Origin of the sequence: Bradyrhizobium sp. B120 (assembly GCF_049075665.1) — a bacterium.
Classification (GTDB): domain Bacteria; phylum Pseudomonadota; class Alphaproteobacteria; order Rhizobiales; family Xanthobacteraceae; genus Bradyrhizobium.
In genome coordinates this window covers 5351120-5373536 of sequence record NZ_CP185242.1, presented here as the reverse complement: position 1 = coordinate 5373536, position 22417 = coordinate 5351120, and the positions used below count along the sequence as shown (strand labels likewise).

Genomic DNA, 22417 nt, shown 5'->3' with positions numbered 1-22417 from the left:
ATGCGTAAATGTCGGCCCAGGGAGTGAACGGCATGGCTAACAGTTTTGCGACACAGCTCACCGCGGCGTTGCTGGTGGCCTGCCTCGCAACCGCGGTGCGGGCCGACGACGAGACCCCGCAGCCGTCGCCGTCGCCGAGCGCGCAGGCCCCAAGCGGCCAGAACCCAAGCGGCCAGAAGGGACGGGCAGGGCGCGGCGAGACCGGCTCCAGCGCCAGCGCCGCGGCCAACGCGCCTGCCGCCGAGCAGCACCGCCTGCCGTCGGATTCCACGACCAAGCAATCGGTCGCGCTGCCCGGACGCACGCTCGCCTTCAGCGCGACCGCGGGCTCGATCCGCGTGTTCGACGACAAGGGTGAGCCGCTCGCCGACATCGCCTACACCTCCTATCAGCTCGACGGCGCCGAGAAGGCGAGCCGGCCGGTGACGTTGCTGTTCAACGGCGGGCCGGGCTCCGCGTCCGCCTGGCTGCAATTCGGCAATGTCGGGCCGTGGCGACTGCCGTTCGACGGAGCGGTGGCCTCGGCCTCGCCCGAGCTGCAGCCGAATGCCGACACCTGGCTCGATTTCACCGATCTTGTCTTCATCGATCCGGTCGGCACCGGCTACAGCCGTTTCGTCACCACCTCGGAGGATGCGCGCAAGCGCTTCTTCACCGTCGATGGCGATGCCAATTCGGTCGCGCTGGTGATCCGCCGCTGGCTGGAGAAATACGACCGGCTGACCTCGCCGAAATACGTCGCCGGCGAAAGCTATGGCGGCATTCGCGGACCCAAGGTGGTGCGCAATCTGCAAATGCAGCAGGGTGTCGGCGTACGCGGCCTGATCCTGATCTCGCCGGTGCTCGATTTCCGCGACTATACCGGCTCCAGCCTCCTGCAATATGTCGCGAGCCTGCCGACCATGACGGCGGTCGCGCGACAGGCCAAGGGGCCGGTGACGCGCGAGGATCTTGCCGACGTCGAGAGCTACGCGCGCGGCGATTTCCTGCTCGATCTCGTCAAGGGGCAGGCCGATACCGAGGCCACCGCGCGGCTCGCCGACAAGGTCGCGAGCCTGACCGGCATCGATCCGGCGGTGAGCCGCAGGCTCGCCGGCCGCTTCGACATCGGCGAATTCCGCCGCGAGTTCGATCGCAAGAACGGCAAGGTGACCGGCCGCTACGACGCCTCGATCGAAGGCTTCGATCCCTATCCGGACTCCAGCTCCTTCCGCTTCAACGATCCGTCCGGCGATCCCTTGATGGCGCCGCTGACCAGCGCCGCCGTCGACCTCACGACGCGCAGACTGAACTGGCGGCCGGACGGCTCCTATCATCTGCTGAGCGAAAGCGTGAGCAAGGGCTGGGAGTTCGGCCACGGCATCAGCCCGCCGGAATCGGTGACGCAGCTGCGCCAGATGTTGGCGCTCGACCCCAAGCTGAAGCTCCTGATCGGTCACGGCCTGTTCGATCTCGCAACGCCTTACTTCGCCTCGAAGATCATCCTCGACCAGCTGCCGGCCTTCGCGGGTCCGAGCCGCACCAAGCTCGTGGTCTATCCCGGCGGCCACATGTTCTACTCCCGCGACGGCTCGCGCCAGGCCTTCCGCAAGGAGGTCGAGGCGCTGGTGAAGTGAGGGGAAGGTGGCGGCGTGGATTGCGTCGCCGGCGCCACGCATACCGCCGTCGTCCCTGCGAAAGCAGGGACCCATACGCCGCGGCGGATGTTGTCAGCGGGACTCGTCGTTCCAGCGGCGCGCATCAATTTACATTGGTGGTTATGGGTCCCTGCTTTCGCAGGGACGACAGTGAGTTGTTGCGCTGCCCGTGGCAATATTGTCGTCGTCCTGGTTTTCGCCAGGACGACATCGAATGTCTGGCGCGTTCCTGCATCCCGATCGTCGTCCCTGCGAAAGCAGGGACCCATAACCACAGGGTCGTGTTGTTGAAGAGGGCTGTGGCCCCAGCGTCGCGCAACAATCACCCTTCGGTGGTTATGGGTCCCGGCTTTCGCCGGGACGACAGCGAATGTGTTGCGCGGCGGTGAGTCATACATCCGCGTTCTCGCGACATGATCTTCCGAATTGCACTGGGTCAATCGGTCTCAGCCATAGGTCTCCACGATGAAGTCGATCAGCGCGCGGAGCTTCGGGGTCATCTTGCGGTGCTTCGGCCACAGGATCTGGCGTGCGCGGCTTTGCGTCGAGTAGTTCGGCAGCAGCACCTGCAGCCGGCCCGCGGCGATATCGTCGGCCAGCAGCTCGTCGCGCATCAGCACGATGCCGGCGCCGGCCAGCGCCGCATAGCGGATGCCGAACGCGCTGTTGATGAAGAGGCGGCTCCCGACATCGACATGCACTTCGCCCTCCGGTCCGACGAAGGTCCATCGCTGCCCGTCCGACCAGCCGGGATAGCGCAGGCATTCATGGTGGATGAGATCCCCCGGGTGCGTTGGTGTGCCGTGTTCGGCGAGATAGCCTGGCGCGGCGCAGACGACGCCGGTGTAGGGCGACAGCGAGCGCGACATCATGGTGGAGTCGGTCAGGGTGCCGACGCGGATCGCGGCGTCGAGGCCTTCCTCGAGCAGATCGACCATCTTGTCGCTGAGGATGAGGTCGACCGAGACTTCCGGATATCTCTTCATGAAGCGGACCAGCGCGGGCGCCAGGCTGTACGACCCGAAGGCGACCGAGGTCGCCACGCGCAGCTTGCCGCGCGGCGCGCTCAACGCCTCCTCGACCAGCGCGTCGCCGGCCTCGGCCTGTTCCAGCAACTGCTTGCAGTGATCGAGATAACTGCGGCCGAGCTCGGTGAGACCCTGCCGCCGGGTCGACCGGTTGATCAATTGCGAGCCGAGCCGGTCCTCGAGAAAACGGATATGCTTGCCGATCATGGTCGGCGAGATCCGCAGCTCTTTGGCCGCCGCGGTGAACGACCCGAGATCGGCGACGCGGGCGAACACGGACATGCTGGTCAGTCGGTCCATGGATTATAAACCAATGGTTATTTCATTGCGCATCATCGCGCCAGTTACGCTGCATTGGAATTGGATTTATTACCACAAGTGAGCAATCGGCGCGAATGCGCGTTCAATCGCTTTGGAATGTCGCGGTTGCGCCCGGAGGGGCGCAGTCCGGGCGGGTCTCGAACCAGGACAGGAGTGTCAGGATGCCTTTCCAGATCATGATCAATGGGACCAGTCATTCGGTCGATGCCGATGGCGATACGCCGCTGCTGTGGGTGCTGCGCGACGTGCTCGGCATGACCGGCACCAAATTCGGCTGCGGCATGGCGCTGTGCGGCGCCTGTACGGTGCATCTCGATGATAGCGCGGTGCGTTCCTGCATCACGACGATCGACAGCATCGGCGACTCCAAGATCACGACCATCGAGGCGGTCGGCAAGACGCCGGCGGGCAAGAAGATCCAGGACGCCTGGCTCGCGCATGAGGTGCCGCAATGCGGCTACTGCCAGTCCGGGCAGATCATGTCCGCCGCCGCCTTGCTCGCAGGCAAGCCGAAGCCGACCGATGCCGATATAGACGACGCGATGTCGGGGAATATCTGCCGCTGCGGGACCTATGTCCGCATTCGCGAAGCCATCAAGCAAGCCGCGCAGTCGGGAGGTTGATCATGACGCTGATGAACAATGTGTCTGAGCGCTCCGCCGATCTGTCGCGCCGCAACTTCCTCCGCGCCAGCGCGATCGCAGGCGGCGGCCTGTTACTTAGCGTGAGCCTGCCGTTCGCGAGCCGCGAGGGCGAAGCCGCGGCCGCCGGTGACTTCGCGCCGAATGCCTTCATTCGGATCGGCGGCGACGGCAAGGTCGTGCTGACCATGCCCTATGTCGAGATGGGGCAGGGCACCTACACCTCGATCCCGATGCTGATCGCCGAGGAGCTCGAGATCGGCTTGACGCAGGTGCAGCTCGAGCATGCGCCGCCGAGCGACAAGCTCTATGCCAACCCGCTGCTCGGCGTGCAAGCGACCGGCAATTCGAATGCGATGCGCGGCGCCTGGCAGCCGATGCGGAAAGCCGGCGCCACCGCGAAGGCGATGCTGGTCGCAGCCGCCGCCAAGCGCTGGAACGTCGAGGCGGGCTCGTGCCGCGCCGAGAACGGTGAGGTGCATCATGCAGCCTCGGGACGCAAGCTCGGTTACGGCGAATTGGCGGCCGACGCGGCGCAGATGCCGGTGCCGGAGAATGTGACGCTGAAGAGCCCGGCCGAGTTCAAGCTGATCGGCACGCCGGCCAAGCGGCTCGATACGCCCTCCAAGATCAACGGCTCGGCGGTCTACGGCATCGACGCACGGCCACCCGGCGTGAAGATCGCGACGCTGGCGCAGTCGCCGGTGTTCGGCGGGCGGATCAAGCGCGTGGATGATGCGGCGGCGAAGGCCGTCAACGGCGTGCGCCAGATCGTGAAGCTCGATGACGCCGTCGCCGTGGTGGCCGATCACATGGGGGCGGCGAAGAAAGGTCTCGCGGCGCTCACGATCGAATGGGACGAGGGCGCTCACGCCAAGCTCGCCACGTCAGATATCGCGCGCGAGCTCGAAGCCGCCACCACGAAGCCCGGCGCGGTCGCGCAGAATATCGGCGACGCCGACAAGGCGCTGGCGGGCGCGGCGACGAAGCTCGAGGCGACCTATCAGCTGCCGTTCCTCGCCCATGCGACGATGGAGCCGATGAACTGCACCGTGCATGTTCGCGCCGACGGCTGCGAAATCTGGGTCGGCAACCAGGCGCTGTCGCGCGTGCAGGCGGTGGCCGCGAAGATGCTGGACCTGCCGCCGGAGAAGGTGGTGGTGCACAATCATCTGCTCGGCGGCGGCTTTGGCCGCAGGCTCGAGGTCGATGGTGTCATCCGCGCCGTGCAGATCGCAAAGCAGGTCGATGCGCCGGTCAAGGTGGTGTGGACCCGCGAGGAGGACATCCAGCACGACATGTACCGGCCGTACTGGTGCGACCGGATTGCGGTCGGTCTCGATGCATCGGGCAAGCCGGTGGCCTGGAACAATCGGTTCGCGGGATCTTCCGTCATTGCGCGATGGGCGCCGCCGGCGTTCCGCAACGGTCTCGACCCCGACACGACAGAAGGTGCGATCGATCTCGTCTATGACATTCCGAACTTCCACGTCGAATATGTCCGGGTCGAGCCGCCCGGCATTCCGACCGCGTTCTGGCGCAGCGTCGGGCCCTCGCACAACGTGTTCGTCACCGAAAGCATGATCGACGAGATGGCGGCGGCCGCCAAGCAGGATCCGGTCGATTATCGCCGGGCGCTGCTCGGCAAGTCGCCACGCGCCAAGGCGGCGCTCGAGCTCGCGGCGGCCAAGGCCGGTTGGGGCGGCAAGCTGCCGGCCGGGCGCGGCCGCGGCGTGTCGCTGCAATTCGTGTTCGGCAGCTACCTCGCACAGATTGCCGAGATCGAGGTGGCCAAGGACGGTTCGGTCCGCGTCCACCGCGTCGTCTGCGCGATGGACTGCGGCACCGTGGTCAATCCCGACACCGTGCAGGCGCAGCTGCAGAGTGGCATCAATTTCGGGGTCACCGCCGCGCTCTACGGCGAAATCACGCTGAAGGACGGTCGCGTCGAGCAGAGCAATTTCGACAGCTACCAGATGCTGCGGATCGATCAGGCGCCGGCCATCGAGGTCCATATCGTGCCGAGCACCGAGCCGCCCGGCGGCATGGGCGAGACCGGGACATCGGGAATCGTGCCTGCGATCAGCAATGCGATCTTCGCGGCGACCGGCAAGCGGCTGCGAAAGATGCCGGTCGATCCGGCGGTGTTGAAGCAGGCGTGACCGATTGAGGGATGGCACGGCTGTGCTTCGCGGGTCGAGGGTGACTTCGGCTCGCGCGCCCTCTCGCTTGAAGAGGGCGCAGGGAAAGCCGGGTGCCGATCGCAGCCATGGGTCCGGTGCAACAAAAAGCACGGGGAGGTAGGGCCACAGGTGTAACCGGAGCAATCCCGGCTTTCCCTGTGCGATGGCCTTACGGGTCTTGTTTTATTGCCTCGACAGGCCGGGTCTAGCCCTCGCGCCGGAACTGGCCGAGCTCGTGCAACAATGCGGCCCCGGTGCGCAAGCCGCTGTAGAAGCAGTCCAGCGTCATGTTTTCGTTCGGCGCATGGTTGGCTTCGTCCGGATTGGCATAGGGCGTGACGAAGGCAGGGATGCCCAGGAGCTTGGTGAAAACGTAGTTGGGCAGACTGCCGAAGCCGGCCGGTATCAGCAGCGGCTCCTGGCCATGGGCGGCAACGAAGGCGCGGCGCAGCGGCGCGGTGTAGGGCGAGGCGATCGGCGTCTTCGAGGGCTGCATCCCCATGTCTGCAGCGACGAATTCGACCTCGGGCGCATGCTTGGCGACGTGAGCGCGGACCTTGCGCAGGATGTCCTCGGCGTCCTGAGCTTCGACGAGACGGATGTCGCATTTGACGAAGGCCTCGTTCGGCAGCACGGTCTTGGTGCCGGGGCCGCCATAGCCGCCGTGGAAGCCGTTGATGGTCAGCGTCGGCTGGAAGCAGAGACGGTCGTAGAAGGGGCGGTCGGCGGGCGCGTCGAGGCGCTTCAGTGCAAGGCTCGCTTTGACGGCCTCGATATCGAGCGGCAGGCGCTCGATCGCCGCCAGTTCCTCAGCCGCCGGCGGCTCGACGGCATCGTGCAGCCCCTCGATGGTGATCTCCCCGGCTGCGTTCTTCATGGTGCCGAGAAGGTGGACCAGCGTCCAGATCGGGTTCGGCACAACGCCGCCGAAGTTGCCGGAATGGACGTCGCGGCTGGCATGGCGGCAGCGCAGCTCGAAGGAGACGACGCCGCGCGAGCCGAACTTGATCGTCGGTGCGCCGCTGGCATGGCGCGGGCCGTCGGCGGTGACGGCAAGATCGGCCTTCAAGAGATGCGCGTTGGCGCGCACGAAACCGGCGATGTGCGGGCTGCCGATCTCCTCCTCGCCCTCCAGCAGCAGGATGACGTTGCAGGGCAGTTCGCCGTGCACCTTGAGATGGGATTCGATCGCCAGGATCTGGGCGAGGTGCTGGCCCTTGTTGTCACCGACGCCGCGTGCATAGAGCCGGCCGTCCCGGATCGTCGGCTCGAAGGGCGGCGATATCCATTTCTCGAGCGGGTCGGCCGGCTGCACGTCATAGTGTCCGTACAGCAGGACGGTCGGCTTGCCCGGTGCCTTCTCCCAGCGCGCCACCACCATCGGATAACCCTCCGTCGGGACAAGGCCGGCTTCGAGGCCGATCCCTGTGAGCATCTCGACCAGCAGGGCGCCGACCTCGGCGATGCCGATGTTCTCGGCACTGATGCTCGGATGGCGCAGATAAGCGATCAGGCGCTGCAGGAAGCTGTCGCGGTTGGCTTCGATATGAGTGAAGACGGCAGCCAATGCGTCGGGAGAAGCCATGATGAGCACCTGGCAATGGAGCGGTCGTCGCACCGGGGGACGCCGGCGCGATCAGCGTCGAATTGCGCAAGCGCTTTACCTGCCTCCAAAGAGACAATCAACGGGAGACGTCAATCGCCATCGGCGCGACAACAGCTACGTCCGCCATGCCCCGCGAGCGATCCAGCTCGCGCCGGTATCACTAACGCTCACGGCTCCACGGGAAGAGCGAGGCCGGGAAATCGGCCGCGTAGCGATGACCGATCGGCGGGCGGGGCTCTTCTTGCGGAGGATTCGGGTCGGGCTCGATCACCTTCCTGTAAAGATGCCAGGTCGCATGACCAAGCACCGGCAGAACGACGCAGAGACCGACGAAGAATGGCAGTGAGCCCACGGCCAGCAATACCGCAACGATCAATCCCCACGCGGCCATCTCAATTGGATTCATCATCACGGCCCGTATCGAGGTGCGGATCGCATCGATCGCTGTCGCATGGCGGTCGAGCATCAGTGGAAACGACACGACGCTGACGCACAGGGCAACCAGGGCGAAAAGGAAGCCGACGCCGCATCCGACGATGATGAGCGACCAGCCTTCGGGCGTCGTCAACACGCGCTCTGCGAAATCAGGAATGCTCGCAGCCGGAGCATAGCCGAAAGTCGCAATGTAGATCGCGTCCGCGGCGGCGATCCAGACCCCGAACAGAACGAACAGCAGAATGCCAAGTTCGAGCATGGCGCCAAACGACGGCGCGCGCAGCACCTGCATTGCATCCCAGGCTCCTGGCTCCTCTCCCCGGTCGCGGCGGCGGCTCAGTTCGTAGAGGCCTAATCCGGCGAAAGGACCGATCAGGGCGAAGCCGGCGGCGAGCGGAAACAGCAGCGGCAGCACCGAATAGCCGATCACAAGTCTGAACAGGACAAGTCCGAGGACGGGGTACATCACGCACAGGACGATTGCGTGGGTCGGGATGGCCTTGAAGTCTTCCCAGCCCAGGCGCAGCGCGTCGCCCAGGTCGGAAAAGCTGATCTTGCGAACGACAAAGGCGGTCGAGACGCCGAACAATTGTAGTTTGGGTCGTGCGAATACGGTGGTCATGGTTCCGGTCTCCTTGCTTGTGCCCGCAGGGGAACGGAGCGCCATCAACACACGCACATCCGCCTCATGCGCGAAAATCGCGACTGAGTCCGGCAAATCAGATTCAACCAGAAGGAGCTTGCCGGACGACATCCGTCGCAACCGGTCCAATCAAACTAGTCCGATACGCAGCAGAAGCAAGATGGCGAACGCGGTCGGGAAAATTGTGCAATCGCACAGGCCAGGTTTTGCGATGCACCATCCGATGGCGGGTCCCGATCGGTGCGCTCCGGCACGCAATGCATTCGCGCCAACGCGCGCCGGACAGAGGCGGGACATACTCCTCTATTGACGCCGGGCTCGACGAGTACCATCTTGAATGCACTGAACGCCCCCAAGCTCCGATGAGATTGCGGCCGTGACGTTGATCCTTTGTCATGATGTCCCAGCGTCGCGACCGGCAGAATGGGCGAGGCAAAAGGCACGGTGATGGTGTCCGTGACACCATACCTTTGACACCATACCTTTGACGTGAGCTCCGCCCTTTCGTTCGTCTCCGTAGCCTTCAATGGCAAGGAGGAATGAGGGATGGCTGTCGCGCTCGTACTGCTCCTGGTTGCAGTCGCCTCGGTGCTGTTTCACATCTACAGCCCGTGGTGGTGGACGCCGATCGCCTCGAATTGGCGCTACATCGACGACACGATCAATCTGACGTTCTGGATCACCGGTGCGGTTTTCTGCGCGGTCATCGCGTTCATGGCTTACTGCGTGTTCCGCTTCCACCACAAGGAGGGACGGCGGGCCGCCTACAATCCCGAAAACAAGAAGCTCGAATGGTGGCTCAGCATCGTGACGGCAGTCGGCGTCGCCGCCATGTTGGCGCCCGGCCTGGTCGTCTGGCACCAGTTCGTCACCGTCCCCGACGACGCGACCGACGTCGAGGTCGTTGGACAACAGTGGATGTGGAGTTATCGGCTTCCGGGAAAAGACGGCCGGCTCGGCACGTCAGATGCGCGCCTGATCAGTCCCGACAATCCTCTGGGGTTGAATCCCAACGATCCGAACGGACAGGACGACATCGTCGTTCAAAGCGACGATCTGCATCTGCCGGTTGGGAAGCCGGTGAAGGTGTTGCTTCGCTCAATCGACGTTCTGCATGATTTCTACGTGCCCGAGTTCCGGGCCAAGATGGACATGATACCGGGCTCGGTGACCTATTACTGGTTCACGCCCACCCGCACCGGAACATTCGACGTCCTCTGTGCGGAGCTGTGTGGTACCGCGCACGCGCAGATGCGGAGCAGGGTCATCGTGCAGGAAGCGAAAGAATATCACGCGTGGCTGGAGAAGCAGCGGACGTTTGCGGAGTTGTCAGGCCAGCACGACGTCGCGAAGGCCGCGTACAAGACTGGAAGCGAATGAACATGCCGACGAGGATCAGCCCGATATGAGGTGAACTCGTCGCTGAGCGGAAGACCAAGGAGGCTATTCCGATGGTCGATATCCCGTTTGATGAGGTCGCAGGCATCCCGCCCGCCGAAGTAGGTGAGGTCGAGCTCTATCACCCGCATAGCTGGTGGACGAGATACGTCTTTTCGCAAGACGCCAAGGTGATCGCCGTCCAGTACTCGATCACGGCGATGTCGATCGGGATGGTTGCGCTGGTGCTGTCGTGGATGATGCGGCTGCAACTGGGATTTCCCGGCACATTCTCCTTTATCGATGCCAATCAGTACCTTCAGTTCATCACCATGCACGGCATGATCATGGTGATCTACCTGCTCACGGCGTTGTTCCTCGGCGGCTTCGGCAACTACCTCATCCCGCTGATGGTCGGTGCGCGCGACATGGTCTTCCCCTACGTGAACATGCTGAGCTACTGGGTCTACCTGCTCGCCGTGCTGGTGCTGGTCGCGACGTTCTTCGTGCCCGGCGGGCCGACCGGCGCAGGCTGGACGCTTTATCCACCCCAGGCGATTCTCTCCGGTACCCCCGGGCAGGATTGGGGCATCGTTCTCATGCTGGCCTCGCTGATCCTGTTCATCATCGGCTTCACGATGGGCGGGCTCAATTATGTGGTGACGGTGCTGCAGGCCCGCACGCGCGGCATGACATTGATGCGGATGCCGCTGACGGTGTGGGGCATCTTCACGGCCACCGTGATGGCGCTGCTGGCCTTCCCGGCGCTGTTCGTCGCCTCGGTCATGCTGCTGCTGGACCGCCTCCTGGGAACCAGCTTCTTCATGCCGACGCTGGTCGAGATGGGCCAGCTGACGAAGTACGGCGGCGGCAGCCCGATCCTGTTCCAGCATTTGTTCTGGTTCTTCGGCCACCCCGAAGTCTACATCGTCGCCTTGCCGGCCTTCGGCATCATTTCCGATCTGATCAGCGTCCACGCGCGAAAAAACATCTTCGGCTATCGCATGATGGTTTGGGCGATCGTGGCAATCGGTGCGCTCAGCTTCGTCGTATGGGCGCACCACATGTATGTGAGCGGAATGAACCCGTATTTCGGGTTCTTCTTCGCCACCACGACACTCATCATCGCCATCCCGACTGCGATCAAGGTCTACAACTGGGTGCTGACCCTGTGGCGCGGCGACATCCATCTCACGGTGCCGATGCTGTTCGCGCTCGCGTTCATCATCACATTCGTGAACGGCGGCCTGACCGGACTGTTTCTCGGGAACGTGGTTGTGGACGTTCCGCTGTCCGACACGATGTTCGTCGTCGCGCACTTCCACATGGTGATGGGTATCGCGCCGATCATGGCCGTGTTTGGCGGGCTCTATCACTGGTATCCGAAAGTCACCGGACGGATGCTCAATGAGGCGCTTGGACGTTTCCACTTCTGGGTGACGTTCATCGGGGCCTATGCGGTCTTCTTCCCCATGCACTATCTGGGCCTGCTCGGGATGCCCCGCCGCTATCACGACATCGGCGAGACGACCTTCGTCCCGGCATCCGCCCACGACCTCAATGCGTTCATGAGCGTGGCGGCGCTGATTGTCGGCTTCGCCCAGCTTGTCTTCCTGTTCAATCTCATCTGGAGCCTGTTCAAGGGAAAAGAGGCCGGCAGCAATCCCTGGGGAGCCGCCTCGCTGGAGTGGCAGACACCGGAAACCCCGCCGGGGCATGGCAACTGGGGCAAGGAGCTCCCCATCGTCTATCGCTGGGCCTACGATTACAGCGTGCCCGGCGTCGCAAGGGACTTTGTGCCGCAGAATGAACCGCCGGCCGGATTGGCGACGCAGGGAGCCCATCCGTGAGTGCCATCATCCTGTTCACTGTTACAATCGCAGCGATCGCGGGATGGTGGCTCTCGCAGCAACGGCTGGCGGCCAAACCCTGGCTCGAGCAAGGAGTGGACGTCGATCTTCGCGGTGAGCGCGGTTCGTCCGTGCCGACGGCGAAGATCGGACTGGGCGTGTTTCTCGCGGTCGTCGGCTCGTTGTTCGCGCTCCTGATCAGCGCCTACTCGATGCGCAACAGCATGGTGGACTGGCGGGAGCTGCCCCTGCCCAGGCTGTTGTGGTTCAATACCGGCGTGCTGGTCGTCAGCAGCGTGGCGCTGCAATGGGCGTACATGGCCGCGCGACGCGACGACATTGACGGCTTGATCGTCGGCCTGCTGATCGGCGGAGCATCCGCAGTGACCTTCCTGGCCGGGCAGCTGTTGGTCTGGCAGCAGCTGAAGGCCGCCGGCTATTTCGTGGCGTCCAATCCGGCCAATTCCTTCTTCTACCTGATCACCGCGGTGCACGGACTGCATCTGATGGGCGGTCTGGTGGCGCTCGGCAGGACGACCGCCAAGGTGTGGCGTGGCGCGCCGATGATGCAGATGCGCCTGAGCGTGGAGCTCTGCGCCATCTATTGGCATTTCCTGTTGCTGGTGTGGCTGATCTTGCTCGGTCTGCTGACGGGCTGGACCGACAATTTCATCGACATCTGTCGCCAGTTACTCACCTAGCGAGGGCGGGAAGCGATGACGGAAACCACACTTGCACCTCCCCAGACGTCGCCCGGCACGATACCCGGATTGCGCGGCATCGCCGCCGACTGGGCCTCGGACCAGCGTGCCTTCAAGCACGTGTCCTGGGGGAAGGCCATGATGTGGATCTTCCTTCTGAGCGACACCTTCATCTTCAGTTGCTTCCTGCTGTCGTACATGACGGCGCGAATGTCGACGACCGTGCCGTGGCCCAATCCCAGCGAAGTCTTCGCGCTCAATCTCGGCGGCAAGCACATCCCGCTCATCCTGATCGCGATCATGACTTTCATCCTGATCAGCAGCAGCGGCACGATGGCGATGGCCGTCAACTTCGGTTATCGCCGGGATCGCGCCAAAACGGCAGCCTTGATGCTGGCCACCGCGGCATTTGGCGCGACGTTCGTCGGGATGCAGGCCTTCGAATGGACCAAGCTGATCATGGAGGGCGTGCGGCCGTGGGGCAACCCGTGGGGCGCGCCGCAATTTGGCGCATGCTTCTTCATGATCACCGGTTTCCACGGCACCCACGTGACCATCGGCGTGATCTTCCTGATCGCCGTCGCGCGAAAGGTTTGGCGGGGAGACTTCGACGTCGAGCGGCGCGGCTTCTTCACGAGCCGCAGGGGGTATTACGAGATCGTCGAGATCATGGGCCTGTACTGGCACTTCGTCGATCTGGTGTGGGTGTTCATCTTTGCCTTTTTCTATCTCTGGTGAGGTTGGCGCATGACAAACGCAGCGGTACATGTGGAAGGGCAGGCAACGCAACATGGGCTGCACGCGTATGTGCACGACGCAGTCGCATCAGGAGCCACGCACGCCAAGGGCCAGCAGCATCCGATCAAGCTCTATCTCGTGGTCTGGGGATGGCTGTTCGTGCTCAGCACCTGCTCATACCTCGTCGACTTCTTCGGCATCCATGGCCATCTCCGCTGGTCCCTGATCCTGCTGTTCATGGTGCTGAAGGCTGGCCTGATCGTTGCCGTGTTCATGCACATGGCCTGGGAGCGGTTGGCGTTGGCCTACGCCATCCTGTTGCCGCCGGTGCTCGTGCTGGTCTTTGTAGCGATCATGATGTTCGAATCCGACTATACGCATCTGCTTCGGGTCATGTTTTTCGCGCCGGCGAGCTAGAGGCAGGACGGCTGAGAACTCGCCACGTCATCTGGGACTCTGCGAAGGAGGCCTTCAACCGACGGCCTTTTGCGTATCGAACTGACGAGGAATCAATCTCGTGCAAATCAATCGTTCAATTCTTCGCCGGAGCCATGCCAACATCGGAGACTACGTCGCACTGACGAAACCGCGCGTGATGTCGCTGGTCGTCTTCACCGCACTGGTCGGTCTCATGGTCGCACCAGGCGGCATCGATCCCGTCACCGGCGTCGTTGCTCTTGCTTGCATAGCTGCGGGAGCCGGCGCCGCAGGTGCGCTCAACATGTGGTACGATGCCGACATCGATGCGGTGATGGCGCGGACTGCCATCCGTCCAATTCCCGGCGGCCGTGTATCGCGCCCGGAAGCACTGGTTTTCGGATTGATGCTCGGCGCGTGCGCGGTCCTGGCCCTCGGCACCTTGCTGAACATGGCCGCTGCTGCACTCCTTGCTTTCACGATTTTCTTCTACGTCGTGGTCTACACGATGTGGCTCAAACGCCGAACACCGCAGAATATCGTCATTGGCGGTGCCGCTGGCGCACTCCCTCCGGTGATCGGCTGGGTCGCGGTCACCGGAAGCGTCGGGCTCGAGCCGCTCATCCTGTTCTTGATCATCTTCCTCTGGACGCCACCCCACTTCTGGGCGCTGTCGCTCAATCTTGCTGGAGATTATGCCCGCGCCGGTGTGCCGATGTTGCCGGTGGTCGCCGGCAAGACCGAAACAAAGCGCCAGATTCTTCTGTACAGCGCGCTTTTGGTTCCGATCTCGCTGCTACCCTATGCACTGGGATTCGCGGGGGACATCTATGGCGCGGCCGCGGCGATGCTGGGAGCGATCATGATCTTTCTCGCATGGCAGGTACGTCGAAGCCACGACAAGGAAAGGCGGCCTGCTCGTCGCTTGTTCGTGTTTTCGATGCTCTATCTGGTGCTTCTTTTTGGTGTGCTGCTGATGAATGCTGCACCCTACGCCCAGTCCTACTAACGCGACGCATTCGAATCGACGGCCGCAGGGCTTGCTTCATGCTGGCCTCGGCGAGACTGGGCCTGCCTAGCCGATAAACCGAAACATCTTCGCCGCGGGAGCGTGCGCCGCCCGGCAAATCAGTGGCGGGGGCTCAGGCTGCCCCTGATCCGCCACAGCATGCGCCGCGCGTCTGCACCGGAGGGCAGGGGACCGTCCCGTATGAGCAGAACACGCAGCAATCCCCGGCAAGCGGCTTGAGGCGGGTGCCGCAGCCGCGGCAGTCGTAGAAGAACTGGCAGGCATCGGTCGGCATGGTTTCGGTCGCGGCAAATCCGCAGGCCGGACAGGTCAGGGTGGAGACGAGTTGCATGGGCCGCGGCTCCGTTGGTCAGTCCCTCATGTCATTTCGGCGATTGCACAGGTCAAGGCCCCATCTGGCAGGATTGTGATCGCCAGTCGCCAAAGACGGGCTTATCCAGCCGGGATGAAGCCGCAAACTGTCGGGATGATGTGCGAACTGAGCTAAACCCGGCGCGGCTTCGAAAATATTCGTGGTCCGGCCGATCGGGCTGTAACCAAACCGGTCGCCTCAGCGAACCAGACCATAGAAGCGCTGCATGACGACCGCGGAAAACGAGCTCAAGCCACTGATGCTTGCCAGCCAGGATGGCGATGCGGCGGCCCACCGGGCGTTGCTGGAGCGCCTGAGCCGGCATTTGCGTGCCTACTACAAGAGCAAGCTTGCGAGGACCGGCCGCGGCGCGGCGGAGGCGGAGGACCTGGTGCAGGAGGCCGTGTTGGCAATTCACCTCCAGCGGCACACCTACGACCCGGCACAGCCACTGACGCCCTGGGTACACGCGGTCGCGCGCTACAAGCTGATCGATTTCCTGCGTCGCACGCGGGCCTCGCGCGCCGACGTGCCGATCGATGAGGCCGACGACATCACGGCCTATGACGATCATATCGGCGCCGAGAGCAGCTTTGACCTCAGGCGATTGCTCAAGCAATTGCCTGATAACATGCAGTGTGCGATCGCGGCCGTAAAGCTCGATGGATTGAGCGTCGCAGAAGCGGCGCAGCGGTGCGACATATCGGAATCCAGTGTCAAGGTCAGCATTCATCGCGGGCTGAAGGCTCTGGCCGCGTTGATCGCCGGGAGGACGAAGCCATGAAAACCGATGACCTCATCGCGACGCTCAGCAACAATGTCGAGCCGGTCGATCGGCGGCTGGTCGGCCGGACCGTCGCTATCGCGCTCGGGCTGGCGCTGGTCGCCGCGCTTGGCTTCGTGCTTGCCGGGCTTGGCGTCCGCGCCGACCTGACCACGCCGCGCGCGGTGACCTTCCTCTTTCTGAAGCTCGCATTCGCGCTGGCGACTGTCGGCGCGGCGGCGGTCTATCTGACCCGGCTGGCGCGGCCGGGCGGCGAGCGAAAGATCTCGCTTGGACTTGCCGCACTCCCGTTCGGGGCGATCATGCTGCTTGCCGCCATCAGCCTCGGACAGGCCCCCAGCTCGCACTGGGACAGGATGGTCATGGGAGACCAATGGCTCGAATGCCTCATCTCGGTTCCGATCATCGCGATCGTGCCGTTTGCCGTGGTGATCTGGGCAGTCAGAAAGGCGGCGCCGACCAATCTGGTGCAGGCGGGGGCGTTCGGCGGCCTTGTCGCAGGTGGTGTGAGCGCCGTCGCCTATGCACTCCACTGCACCGACGACTCGTTGCCCTTTGTCGCGCTGTGGTACGGCGGCACGATCGTGCTGTGCACACTTGCCGGTGCGCTACTAGGACCGCGGCTGCTGCGCTGGTGAAAGGCAGCGACCAGACCTCTCACGTCGGCGTGAGCGTGTAACCGGGGAAACATTGGCTCCGAACTCATGATCAGAAGCGCAAATCAATGCGCTTCAGGAAAATGATGGAGCCGATGATGTCGATCAACAAATGCCTTCTTGCCTTCTCAATCCTCGCGCCGCTGGTGGTGGCGTCGGCAACCGCGCAGGCGGGCCTGACCGCCTCCGACAGGAGATACTTGCCCAACGAGGCCTCAGAAACCGCACCGGCGGGTACGGTTGCCGCGCAACGCGACCCGATGTCTGCATTCGGCTACGATCAGGGAGCGGCGGGCTTGCAACCGGCAAGTGCCCCGGAGGGTACCCGGACGCCGTGGCGTTATCACGGTGGCCCGAAATCTCCATATCAATAGCCGCGGCATGCGGGCGCCAGGCCGGGATGAACGATTAACCACCCAATCGCCCGCTGGTGCAGTTGTGAACAGGGTGACCTTTTCAGCACCCGTCCTTTGTGAGACTGTCGCGACATGAATGTTCGCCAATTGTTCAGATTGCTGCTCGCCGTCCTCGTGACGGCAGGCCTGACAATTGCGCCGCTGGCTGTGCCCGCGGCGGCCGGATCTGCGCTGGCCGGTATGAGCCAGATGGCGGACATGTCTGACATGACCGCCGATATGCCGTGCTGCCCCGACAAGCAGAACAGCAATGATTGCCGGGATTGTCCCCTGGTTGCGATTTGCATGTTGAAGGTCCTGCACGCGGGACCATCGACCGTCGGCCTCGCGGTGCGGCCGTCGACGCAGCTGCAATTGCATCCGCATGACGATCTGGTCGCTGACGGGCTGGTCCGCCCGCCTCCCGACCATCCTCCTCGACATTTGGTCTGACTGGCGCCGCAAGCGCCGGTGCTGCCGCGCGACCTCTGGGGCGCGTGGACGTCGCATGCCGCGCAAGCGGCGGACCAAATCCAATCGAGGAATGAAACGAAATGACGTCGTTCAATACGTCGCGTGCCGTAGCGGCCGCGCTCATCGGCCTAGCGCTGACTGGCACCGCCACTGTCGCGCTCGCCGACATCAAGGATTACGAATTCCAGCTCGTCGACCAGACCGTCCAGGCCGGTCCGGACAAGGTCGTCACCGTCCGGCTCATGAACATGAAGACCGGCAAGGCCGTACCTGACGCCGTGATCTTCGCGACGCGGCTCGACATGGCGCCGGACGGCATGCAGGAGATGGCCACCAAGGTCACGCCGATGCCGGGGACCGAACCCGGCACCTATCGGTTCAAGGCGAACTTCGGCATGGCCGGGCGTTGGCAGCTGTCGCTCGGCGCGAAGGTGCAGGGCGAGACCGGCACGGTCGAAAGCAAGCTCGTCGTCACGGCCGGGAAATGAACCGGCTCGCACTGGCAGGCGTTGCCGCTGCGATCGTTGCAGCGGCAGGCGTCGCATATGTTGGTCGCGGCCTGCCGCCGTGGCCGGGCGCAAATCTTGCCGCCTCAGCCGCGCAGGCGGCGGAAGCCGGCGCGCCGATCTATTTCCGCGATCCGGACGGCAAGCCGTCCTACTCGCTGACGCTGAAGAAGACGCCTGACGGCCGCGACTACCAGCCGGTCGCCGCCGGCGCCGATCTCAGCTTCGACGAGCCGGCAGCGCCGATGGCGATGCCGGCGGACAGCAACGCCACGGCCGCCAAGGGCGAGCGCAAGGTCAAATATTATCGCAATCCGATGGGCCTTCCCGACACCTCGCCGGTGCCGAAGAAGGATTCCATGGGGATGGACTACATCGCGGTCTACGACGGCGAGGACAGCGACGACGGCTCGATCAGACTGTCGCCCGGAAAAATCCAGCGCACCGGCGTCAAATCCGAAGCGGCGGAGCTGCGCCGCATCCGCACGCTGGTCCGTGCCCCCGGCACGATCCAGCTCGACGAACGGCGGGTCTCCGTCATCGCGATGCGGGCCGAGAGCTATGTGCAGAAGGTCGCCGACATCACGACCGGCAGCCGGGTGACCAAGGGGCAGCCGTTGATGGAGATCTACAGCCCTGCGGTGTCGTCCGCGGCGGCCGAATATGTCGCGACCATGACCTCGAAAGCGATCGCGAATATCGAGCCCTACGGACGCGGCTCCAAACAGCGGTTGACCAATCTCGACGTTCCCGAGACCGTCATCGCCGAGATGGAGAAAAACCACACGGTGCCGCTCGCGATCCAGTGGTTGTCGCCGCGTGACGGCATCGTGCTGCAGCGTGCCGCGATCGAGGGCATGCGGGCCCAGCCTGGCGACGTGCTGTTCCGGATCGCCGACGTCTCTGTCGTGTGGGCGCTGGTCGATGTCGCCGAGCGCGATCTCGGCAACATCGTGGTCGGGCAGAAGGTCGCGGTGCGGGCCCGCAGCTATCCCGGCCGCGCGTTCATGGGCCAGATCAGCGTGATCTATCCGCAGGTCAACAAGGATACGCGCACCGCGCGGGTACGGATCGAATTGCAGAATGCCGATCTCGCGCTACTGCCGGACATGTATGTCGACGCCGAGATCGACATTGGCAGCGCGGCGCCGGTGCTGACGGTGGCGGAAAACTCCATCCTCGACACCGGGAGCCGCCAGACCGTGCTGATCGACCGCGGCAATGGGCGGTTCGAGCCGCGCGAGGTCAAGCTCGGGCGGCGCGGCGACGGCTATGTCGAGATCCGCGACGGGATTGCCGAAGGCGATGCGGTCGTCACCTCGGCGACCTTCCTGATCGACGCCGAAAGCAACCTGAAGGCGGCGATCAAGGGCTTTGCCGAGGCCGGCGCCGCGCAAGCGGCAGCGGCCGACGGTCAGATGACGGACGGAGGTCGGCCATGATTGCCCGTGTCATCGCCTGGTCGGCGCGCAATTTGTTGCTGGTGCTGTTCGGCACCGGCTTCGCGGCCGCCACGGGCCTCTACGCGTTGCTGCATCTGCCCCTCGATGCGATCCCCGATCTCTCCGACACCCAGGTCATCGTCTACACAGAGTATCCCGGCCAGGCGCCGCAGGTGATCGAGGACCAGGTCACCTATCCCTTGACCACGGCGATGCTGACGGTGCCGAAGTCGAAGGTCGTGCGCGGCTTCTCGTTCTTCGGCGTCTCCTTCGTCTACGTCATCTTCGAGGACGGCACCGACATCTACTGGGCGCGATCGCGGGTGCTCGAATTCCTCAACGGCGCGGCGTCGCGGCTGCCGGCCGGCGTGTCGCCGACCATCGGTCCCGATGCGACCGGGGTGGGGTGGGTCTACCAGTATGCCGTGATGTCGAAAGAGTTGAATCTTGCCGACACCCGCACCATCCAGGACTGGAATCTGAAATTCGCGCTCGCCAGGGCCGAAGGCGTCGCCGAGGTCGCGAGCGTCGGCGGCTTCGTCAAGCAGTACAATGTGATCCTCGATCCGCAGCGGATGCGCGACCGCGGCATCACCATGCAGCGGATGCGCGATGCGATCCGCGCCAGCAATGCCGATGTCGGCGGCCGCACCGTCGAGCTCTCCGAGTTCGAATATGTCATTCGCGGCAAGGGCTATCTCAGGGATATCAACGATCTCGGCAACATCGTGCTCAAGACCGACAACGGCACGCCGGTGCTGCTGCGCGACGTCGCCCGCGTCGAGCTTGGCCCCGACGAGCGGCGCGGCATCGCCGAATTGAACGGTGAGGGCGAGGTGGCGAGCGGCATCGTGCTGCAACGCTTCGGCGTCAATGCGCTCGACGTGATCGAAAACGTCAAGAAGCGCTTCAAGGAGATCGCGACCAGCCTGCCGAAGTCGGTCGAGATCGTGCCGGTCTATGACCGGTCCAACCTGATCTATGCGGCGATCGACACGCTGAAGCGCACGCTGTTCGAGGAGAGCGTCGTGGTCGCGCTGGTCTGCTTCGTGTTCCTGCTGCATGTCCGCAGCGCGCTGGTCGCGATCCTGATGCTGCCGGTCGGCGTGCTGATGGCGTTCGGCGCGATGAAGCTGCTCGGGATCGGCTCCAACATCATGAGCCTCGGCGGCATCGCGATTGCGATCGGCGCCATGATCGATGCGGCGATCGTGATGATCGAGAACGCGCACAAGCACCTGGAGCGGGCCGAGCCCGGCCGGTCACGGGTCGCGATCCTGATCGAGGCCGCGGCGGAGGTGGGACCGGCGCTGTTCTTCAGCCTGCTCATCATCACCGTGTCGTTCATGCCGATCTTCACGCTGGAGTCGCAGGAGGGGCGGCTGTTCTCGCCGCTCGCCTTCACCAAGACGTTTGCGATGGCGGCAGCCGCGCTGCTGTCGGTGACGCTGGTGCCGGCGCTGATGGTGATCTTCGTCCGCGGCAGGATCGTCCCCGAGCACAAGAACCCGATCAATCGCTTCCTGATCTGGATCTATCGTCCGGTCATCAACGGCGTGTTGCGGGCCAAGACGCTGGTGATCCTGCTCGCGCTCGCAGCGATCGCCGTCACGGTATGGCCGGCCCGGCAACTCGGCACCGAGTTCATGCCCGACCTCAACGAGGGCACGCTGCTCTACATGCCGACCACGCTGCCGGGGATCTCGGTGACCAAGGCGGCCGAGCTGCTGCAGATGCAGGACCGCATCATCCGCAGCTTTCCCGAGGTTGTCTCGGTCTACGGCAAGGCCGGCCGCGCCGCGACCGCGACCGACCCGGCGCCGTCGGAGATGTTCGAGACCGTGGTCAACCTCAAGCCGAAACAGCAATGGCGCAAGGGCCTCACGCTCGACGGCCTGATCGCCGAGATGGACAAGGCGCTGCAATTCCCCGGCGTCTCCAATGCCTGGACCATGCCGATCAAGGCGCGCATCGACATGCTGTCGACCGGGATCCGGACGCCGGTCGGCGTCAAGGTGATCGGCCCCGACCTCGCCGTGATCGACAAGCTCGCCCGCCAGGTCGAGCAGGTCGTGAAGGGCGTGCCCGGCACCTCGTCGGCCTATGCCGAGCGCGGCCTCGGCGGCTACTATCTCGAGATCACGCCGAACCGCGAGGCGTTGTCGCGCTACGGCATCGCGGTGCAGGACGTGCAGGACACGATCGCTACCGCGCTCGGCGGTCAGACCGTGACCACGACGGTCGAAGGACGCCAGCGCTTCACCGTCAACATGCGCTATCCGCGCGAACTGCGCGACAATCCGGCCGCGATTGCCAGCGACATCCTGGTGCCGATGCCGGCGGGCGGAGCCGTGCCGCTCGGCGAGGTCGCCGATATCACGCCGGCGCGCGGGCCGACTACGATCCGGACCGAGAACGGGCAACTCGCGACCTACATCTATGTCGACATCCGCGATCGCGATCTCGGCGGCTATGTCGCGGATGCGCAGCACGCGGTGCAGGCCGCCGTGCAGTTTCCGCCCGGCACCTACGTGGTCTGGAGCGGGCAATACGAATATCTCGAACGCGCCGCGGCGCGGCTCAAGATCGTCGTGCCGGTGACGCTTCTGATCATTTTCCTGTTGCTTTACCTCAACTTCCGCTCGGTGGCGGAGACCATGATCGTGATGCTGTCGCTGCCATTCGCGCTGGTCGGCGGGCTCTGGCTGATGTGGGCGCTCGGCTTCAACCTGTCGGTTGCGGTCGCGGTCGGCTTCATCGCGCTGGCCGGTGTCGCCGCCGAGACCGGCGTCGTGATGCTGATGTATCTCAACCAGGCGCTGGCCGAGGTCACCGCGCGTCGCGCTGCCGAGGGCCGCGCGATCGGTCGCGACGATCTCAACCACGCGATCATCGAGGGCGCGGTCGAGCGGGTGCGGCCGAAGATGATGACGGTAGTTGCCATCATGGCCGGGCTATTGCCGATCATGTGGAGCACCGGCACCGGCTCCGAGATCATGCAGCGCATCGCGGTGCCGATGATCGGTGGTATGATCTCGTCGACCTTGCTGACGCTGATCGTGATTCCCGCGATCTTCGCCGTCGTGAAGGGCTTTGCGCTTCGCGCGAGGGTGCCGGAAGCGGATGTCGCTGCGCCGGTCGTGCGACAGCGTGTAGCAGGGGCGGGGAATTCGTTGGCGGGTTCAAACTGGATTGAATGAT

The 22417-nt window shown here is 64.1% G+C and carries 20 protein-coding genes; 15 read left to right on the top strand and 5 right to left on the bottom strand.

Annotated elements, in window-relative coordinates; genetic code table 11:
• Positions 1-32: 32 nt before the first annotated feature.
• Positions 33-1616 (top strand): S10 family peptidase, encoded by a 1584-nt coding sequence (locus ACOIX3_RS24880; RefSeq protein ID WP_420964691.1) that lies wholly within the window; start codon positions 33-35, stop codon positions 1614-1616.
• Between the two features lie 467 nt (positions 1617-2083).
• Here ACOIX3_RS24880 and ACOIX3_RS24875 read toward each other — a convergent pair whose 3' ends face one another.
• A complete protein-coding gene (locus tag ACOIX3_RS24875) occupies positions 2084-2965 on the bottom strand; it encodes a LysR substrate-binding domain-containing protein (protein WP_420964690.1) in 882 nt (293 codons plus the stop codon).
• A gap of 182 nt (positions 2966-3147) precedes the next feature.
• Here ACOIX3_RS24875 and ACOIX3_RS24870 point away from each other — a divergent pair, with 182 nt between their 5' ends.
• Positions 3148-3609 (top strand): (2Fe-2S)-binding protein, encoded by a 462-nt coding sequence (locus ACOIX3_RS24870; RefSeq protein WP_420964689.1) that lies wholly within the window; start codon positions 3148-3150, stop codon positions 3607-3609.
• 2 nt (positions 3610-3611) lie between these two features.
• Entirely contained in the window at positions 3612-5789 is a 2178-nt protein-coding gene (locus ACOIX3_RS24865) for a molybdopterin cofactor-binding domain-containing protein (protein ID WP_420964688.1), read from the top strand.
• Positions 5790-6015: 226 nt separating this feature from the next.
• Here the strand turns inward: ACOIX3_RS24865 and ACOIX3_RS24860 are convergent, their stop codons facing one another.
• Together ACOIX3_RS24860 and ACOIX3_RS24855 are read right to left on the bottom strand one after the other, a co-directional pair.
• Complete coding sequence (locus ACOIX3_RS24860) at positions 6016-7395, bottom strand: M20/M25/M40 family metallo-hydrolase (RefSeq protein WP_420964687.1); 1380 nt, start codon at positions 7393-7395, stop codon at positions 6016-6018.
• 181 nt (positions 7396-7576) lie between these two features.
• A complete protein-coding gene (locus ACOIX3_RS24855; RefSeq protein WP_420964686.1) occupies positions 7577-8473 on the bottom strand; it encodes a DUF2189 domain-containing protein in 897 nt (298 codons plus the stop codon).
• A 567-nt stretch (positions 8474-9040) separates the two neighbouring features.
• Here ACOIX3_RS24855 and coxB point away from each other — a divergent pair.
• From coxB to ACOIX3_RS24825, 6 genes are all read left to right on the top strand, one after another.
• Positions 9041-9874: a cytochrome c oxidase subunit II gene (coxB, locus tag ACOIX3_RS24850; RefSeq protein WP_420964685.1), complete on the top strand. Its 834-nt coding sequence runs from the start codon at positions 9041-9043 to the stop codon at positions 9872-9874.
• Between the two features lie 71 nt (positions 9875-9945).
• A complete protein-coding gene (gene ctaD, locus ACOIX3_RS24845) occupies positions 9946-11721 on the top strand; it encodes a cytochrome c oxidase subunit I (RefSeq protein WP_420964684.1) in 1776 nt (591 codons plus the stop codon).
• Entirely contained in the window at positions 11718-12422 is a 705-nt protein-coding gene (locus ACOIX3_RS24840; protein WP_420964683.1) for a cytochrome c oxidase subunit 3, read from the top strand. The genes ctaD and ACOIX3_RS24840 overlap by 4 nt, the downstream gene beginning before the upstream one ends.
• 15 nt (positions 12423-12437) lie before the next feature.
• Positions 12438-13160, top strand: a complete 723-nt coding sequence (locus tag ACOIX3_RS24835) for a heme-copper oxidase subunit III family protein (RefSeq protein WP_342728354.1) — start codon at positions 12438-12440, stop codon at positions 13158-13160.
• Between the two features lie 9 nt (positions 13161-13169).
• Positions 13170-13577: a cytochrome C oxidase subunit IV family protein gene (locus tag ACOIX3_RS24830; RefSeq protein WP_342728355.1), complete on the top strand. Its 408-nt coding sequence runs from the start codon at positions 13170-13172 to the stop codon at positions 13575-13577.
• 100 nt (positions 13578-13677) lie between these two features.
• Complete coding sequence (locus tag ACOIX3_RS24825; RefSeq protein ID WP_420964682.1) at positions 13678-14586, top strand: heme o synthase; 909 nt, start codon at positions 13678-13680, stop codon at positions 14584-14586.
• Between the two features lie 133 nt (positions 14587-14719).
• On the opposite strand, the gene ACOIX3_RS24820 is transcribed toward ACOIX3_RS24825, so the two are convergent.
• Positions 14720-14938 (bottom strand): GDCCVxC domain-containing (seleno)protein, encoded by a 219-nt coding sequence (locus ACOIX3_RS24820; protein ID WP_342711876.1) that lies wholly within the window; start codon positions 14936-14938, stop codon positions 14720-14722.
• Between the two features lie 247 nt (positions 14939-15185).
• On the opposite strand from ACOIX3_RS24820, the gene ACOIX3_RS24815 reads away from it, so the two are divergent.
• Together ACOIX3_RS24815 and ACOIX3_RS24810 are read left to right on the top strand one after the other, a co-directional pair.
• Positions 15186-15743: a sigma-70 family RNA polymerase sigma factor gene (locus ACOIX3_RS24815; RefSeq protein WP_420964681.1), complete on the top strand. Its 558-nt coding sequence runs from the start codon at positions 15186-15188 to the stop codon at positions 15741-15743.
• Positions 15740-16381: an NrsF family protein gene (locus ACOIX3_RS24810; RefSeq protein WP_420964680.1), complete on the top strand. Its 642-nt coding sequence runs from the start codon at positions 15740-15742 to the stop codon at positions 16379-16381. Before ACOIX3_RS24815 ends, ACOIX3_RS24810 begins: the two co-directional genes overlap by 4 nt.
• A 70-nt stretch (positions 16382-16451) precedes the next feature.
• Here ACOIX3_RS24810 and ACOIX3_RS24805 read toward each other — a convergent pair whose 3' ends face one another.
• Positions 16452-16607 carry a hypothetical protein gene (locus tag ACOIX3_RS24805; RefSeq protein ID WP_420964679.1) on the bottom strand — a complete coding sequence of 52 codons (156 nt, stop codon included), beginning with the start codon at positions 16605-16607 and terminating at the stop codon, positions 16452-16454.
• A 304-nt stretch (positions 16608-16911) separates the two neighbouring features.
• Between ACOIX3_RS24805 and ACOIX3_RS24800 the strand changes: the two genes are divergently transcribed.
• From ACOIX3_RS24800 to ACOIX3_RS24785, 4 genes are all read left to right on the top strand, one after another.
• Positions 16912-17247 carry a hypothetical protein gene (locus ACOIX3_RS24800; RefSeq protein WP_420964678.1) on the top strand — a complete coding sequence of 112 codons (336 nt, stop codon included), beginning with the start codon at positions 16912-16914 and terminating at the stop codon, positions 17245-17247.
• 101 nt (positions 17248-17348) lie between these two features.
• Positions 17349-17756: a FixH family protein gene (locus ACOIX3_RS24795; RefSeq protein ID WP_420964677.1), complete on the top strand. Its 408-nt coding sequence runs from the start codon at positions 17349-17351 to the stop codon at positions 17754-17756.
• The gene (locus ACOIX3_RS24790) at positions 17753-19216 is read left to right on the top strand and encodes an efflux RND transporter periplasmic adaptor subunit (RefSeq protein WP_420964676.1); all 1464 of its coding nucleotides are present in this window, start codon (positions 17753-17755) and stop codon (positions 19214-19216) included. The genes ACOIX3_RS24795 and ACOIX3_RS24790 overlap by 4 nt, the downstream gene beginning before the upstream one ends.
• Entirely contained in the window at positions 19213-22416 is a 3204-nt protein-coding gene (locus tag ACOIX3_RS24785; protein ID WP_420964675.1) for an efflux RND transporter permease subunit, read from the top strand. The genes ACOIX3_RS24790 and ACOIX3_RS24785 overlap by 4 nt, the downstream gene beginning before the upstream one ends.
• The last annotated feature ends 1 nt before the right edge of the window (position 22417 follow it).

What these genes read in the sequence shown, in the direction of transcription:
- ACOIX3_RS24880 (WP_420964691.1), top strand. Translation starts at nt 33, where the DNA reads ATGGCTAACAGTTTTGCGACACAGCTCACCGCGGCGTTGCTGGTGGCC.
- ACOIX3_RS24875 (WP_420964690.1), bottom strand. Translation starts at nt 2,965, where the DNA reads ATGGACCGACTGACCAGCATGTCCGTGTTCGCCCGCGTCGCCGATCTC.
- ACOIX3_RS24870 (WP_420964689.1), top strand. Translation starts at nt 3,148, where the DNA reads ATGCCTTTCCAGATCATGATCAATGGGACCAGTCATTCGGTCGATGCC.
- ACOIX3_RS24865 (WP_420964688.1), top strand. Translation starts at nt 3,612, where the DNA reads ATGACGCTGATGAACAATGTGTCTGAGCGCTCCGCCGATCTGTCGCGC.
- ACOIX3_RS24860 (WP_420964687.1), bottom strand. Translation starts at nt 7,395, where the DNA reads ATGGCTTCTCCCGACGCATTGGCTGCCGTCTTCACTCATATCGAAGCC.
- ACOIX3_RS24855 (WP_420964686.1), bottom strand. Translation starts at nt 8,473, where the DNA reads ATGACCACCGTATTCGCACGACCCAAACTACAATTGTTCGGCGTCTCG.
- coxB (WP_420964685.1), top strand. Translation starts at nt 9,041, where the DNA reads ATGGCTGTCGCGCTCGTACTGCTCCTGGTTGCAGTCGCCTCGGTGCTG.
- ctaD (WP_420964684.1), top strand. Translation starts at nt 9,946, where the DNA reads ATGGTCGATATCCCGTTTGATGAGGTCGCAGGCATCCCGCCCGCCGAA.
- ACOIX3_RS24835 (WP_342728354.1), top strand. Translation starts at nt 12,438, where the DNA reads ATGACGGAAACCACACTTGCACCTCCCCAGACGTCGCCCGGCACGATA.
- ACOIX3_RS24830 (WP_342728355.1), top strand. Translation starts at nt 13,170, where the DNA reads ATGACAAACGCAGCGGTACATGTGGAAGGGCAGGCAACGCAACATGGG.
- ACOIX3_RS24820 (WP_342711876.1), bottom strand. Translation starts at nt 14,938, where the DNA reads ATGCAACTCGTCTCCACCCTGACCTGTCCGGCCTGCGGATTTGCCGCG.
- ACOIX3_RS24815 (WP_420964681.1), top strand. Translation starts at nt 15,186, where the DNA reads ATGACGACCGCGGAAAACGAGCTCAAGCCACTGATGCTTGCCAGCCAG.
- ACOIX3_RS24810 (WP_420964680.1), top strand. Translation starts at nt 15,740, where the DNA reads ATGAAAACCGATGACCTCATCGCGACGCTCAGCAACAATGTCGAGCCG.
- ACOIX3_RS24795 (WP_420964677.1), top strand. Translation starts at nt 17,349, where the DNA reads ATGACGTCGTTCAATACGTCGCGTGCCGTAGCGGCCGCGCTCATCGGC.
- ACOIX3_RS24790 (WP_420964676.1), top strand. Translation starts at nt 17,753, where the DNA reads ATGAACCGGCTCGCACTGGCAGGCGTTGCCGCTGCGATCGTTGCAGCG.
- ACOIX3_RS24785 (WP_420964675.1), top strand. Translation starts at nt 19,213, where the DNA reads ATGATTGCCCGTGTCATCGCCTGGTCGGCGCGCAATTTGTTGCTGGTG.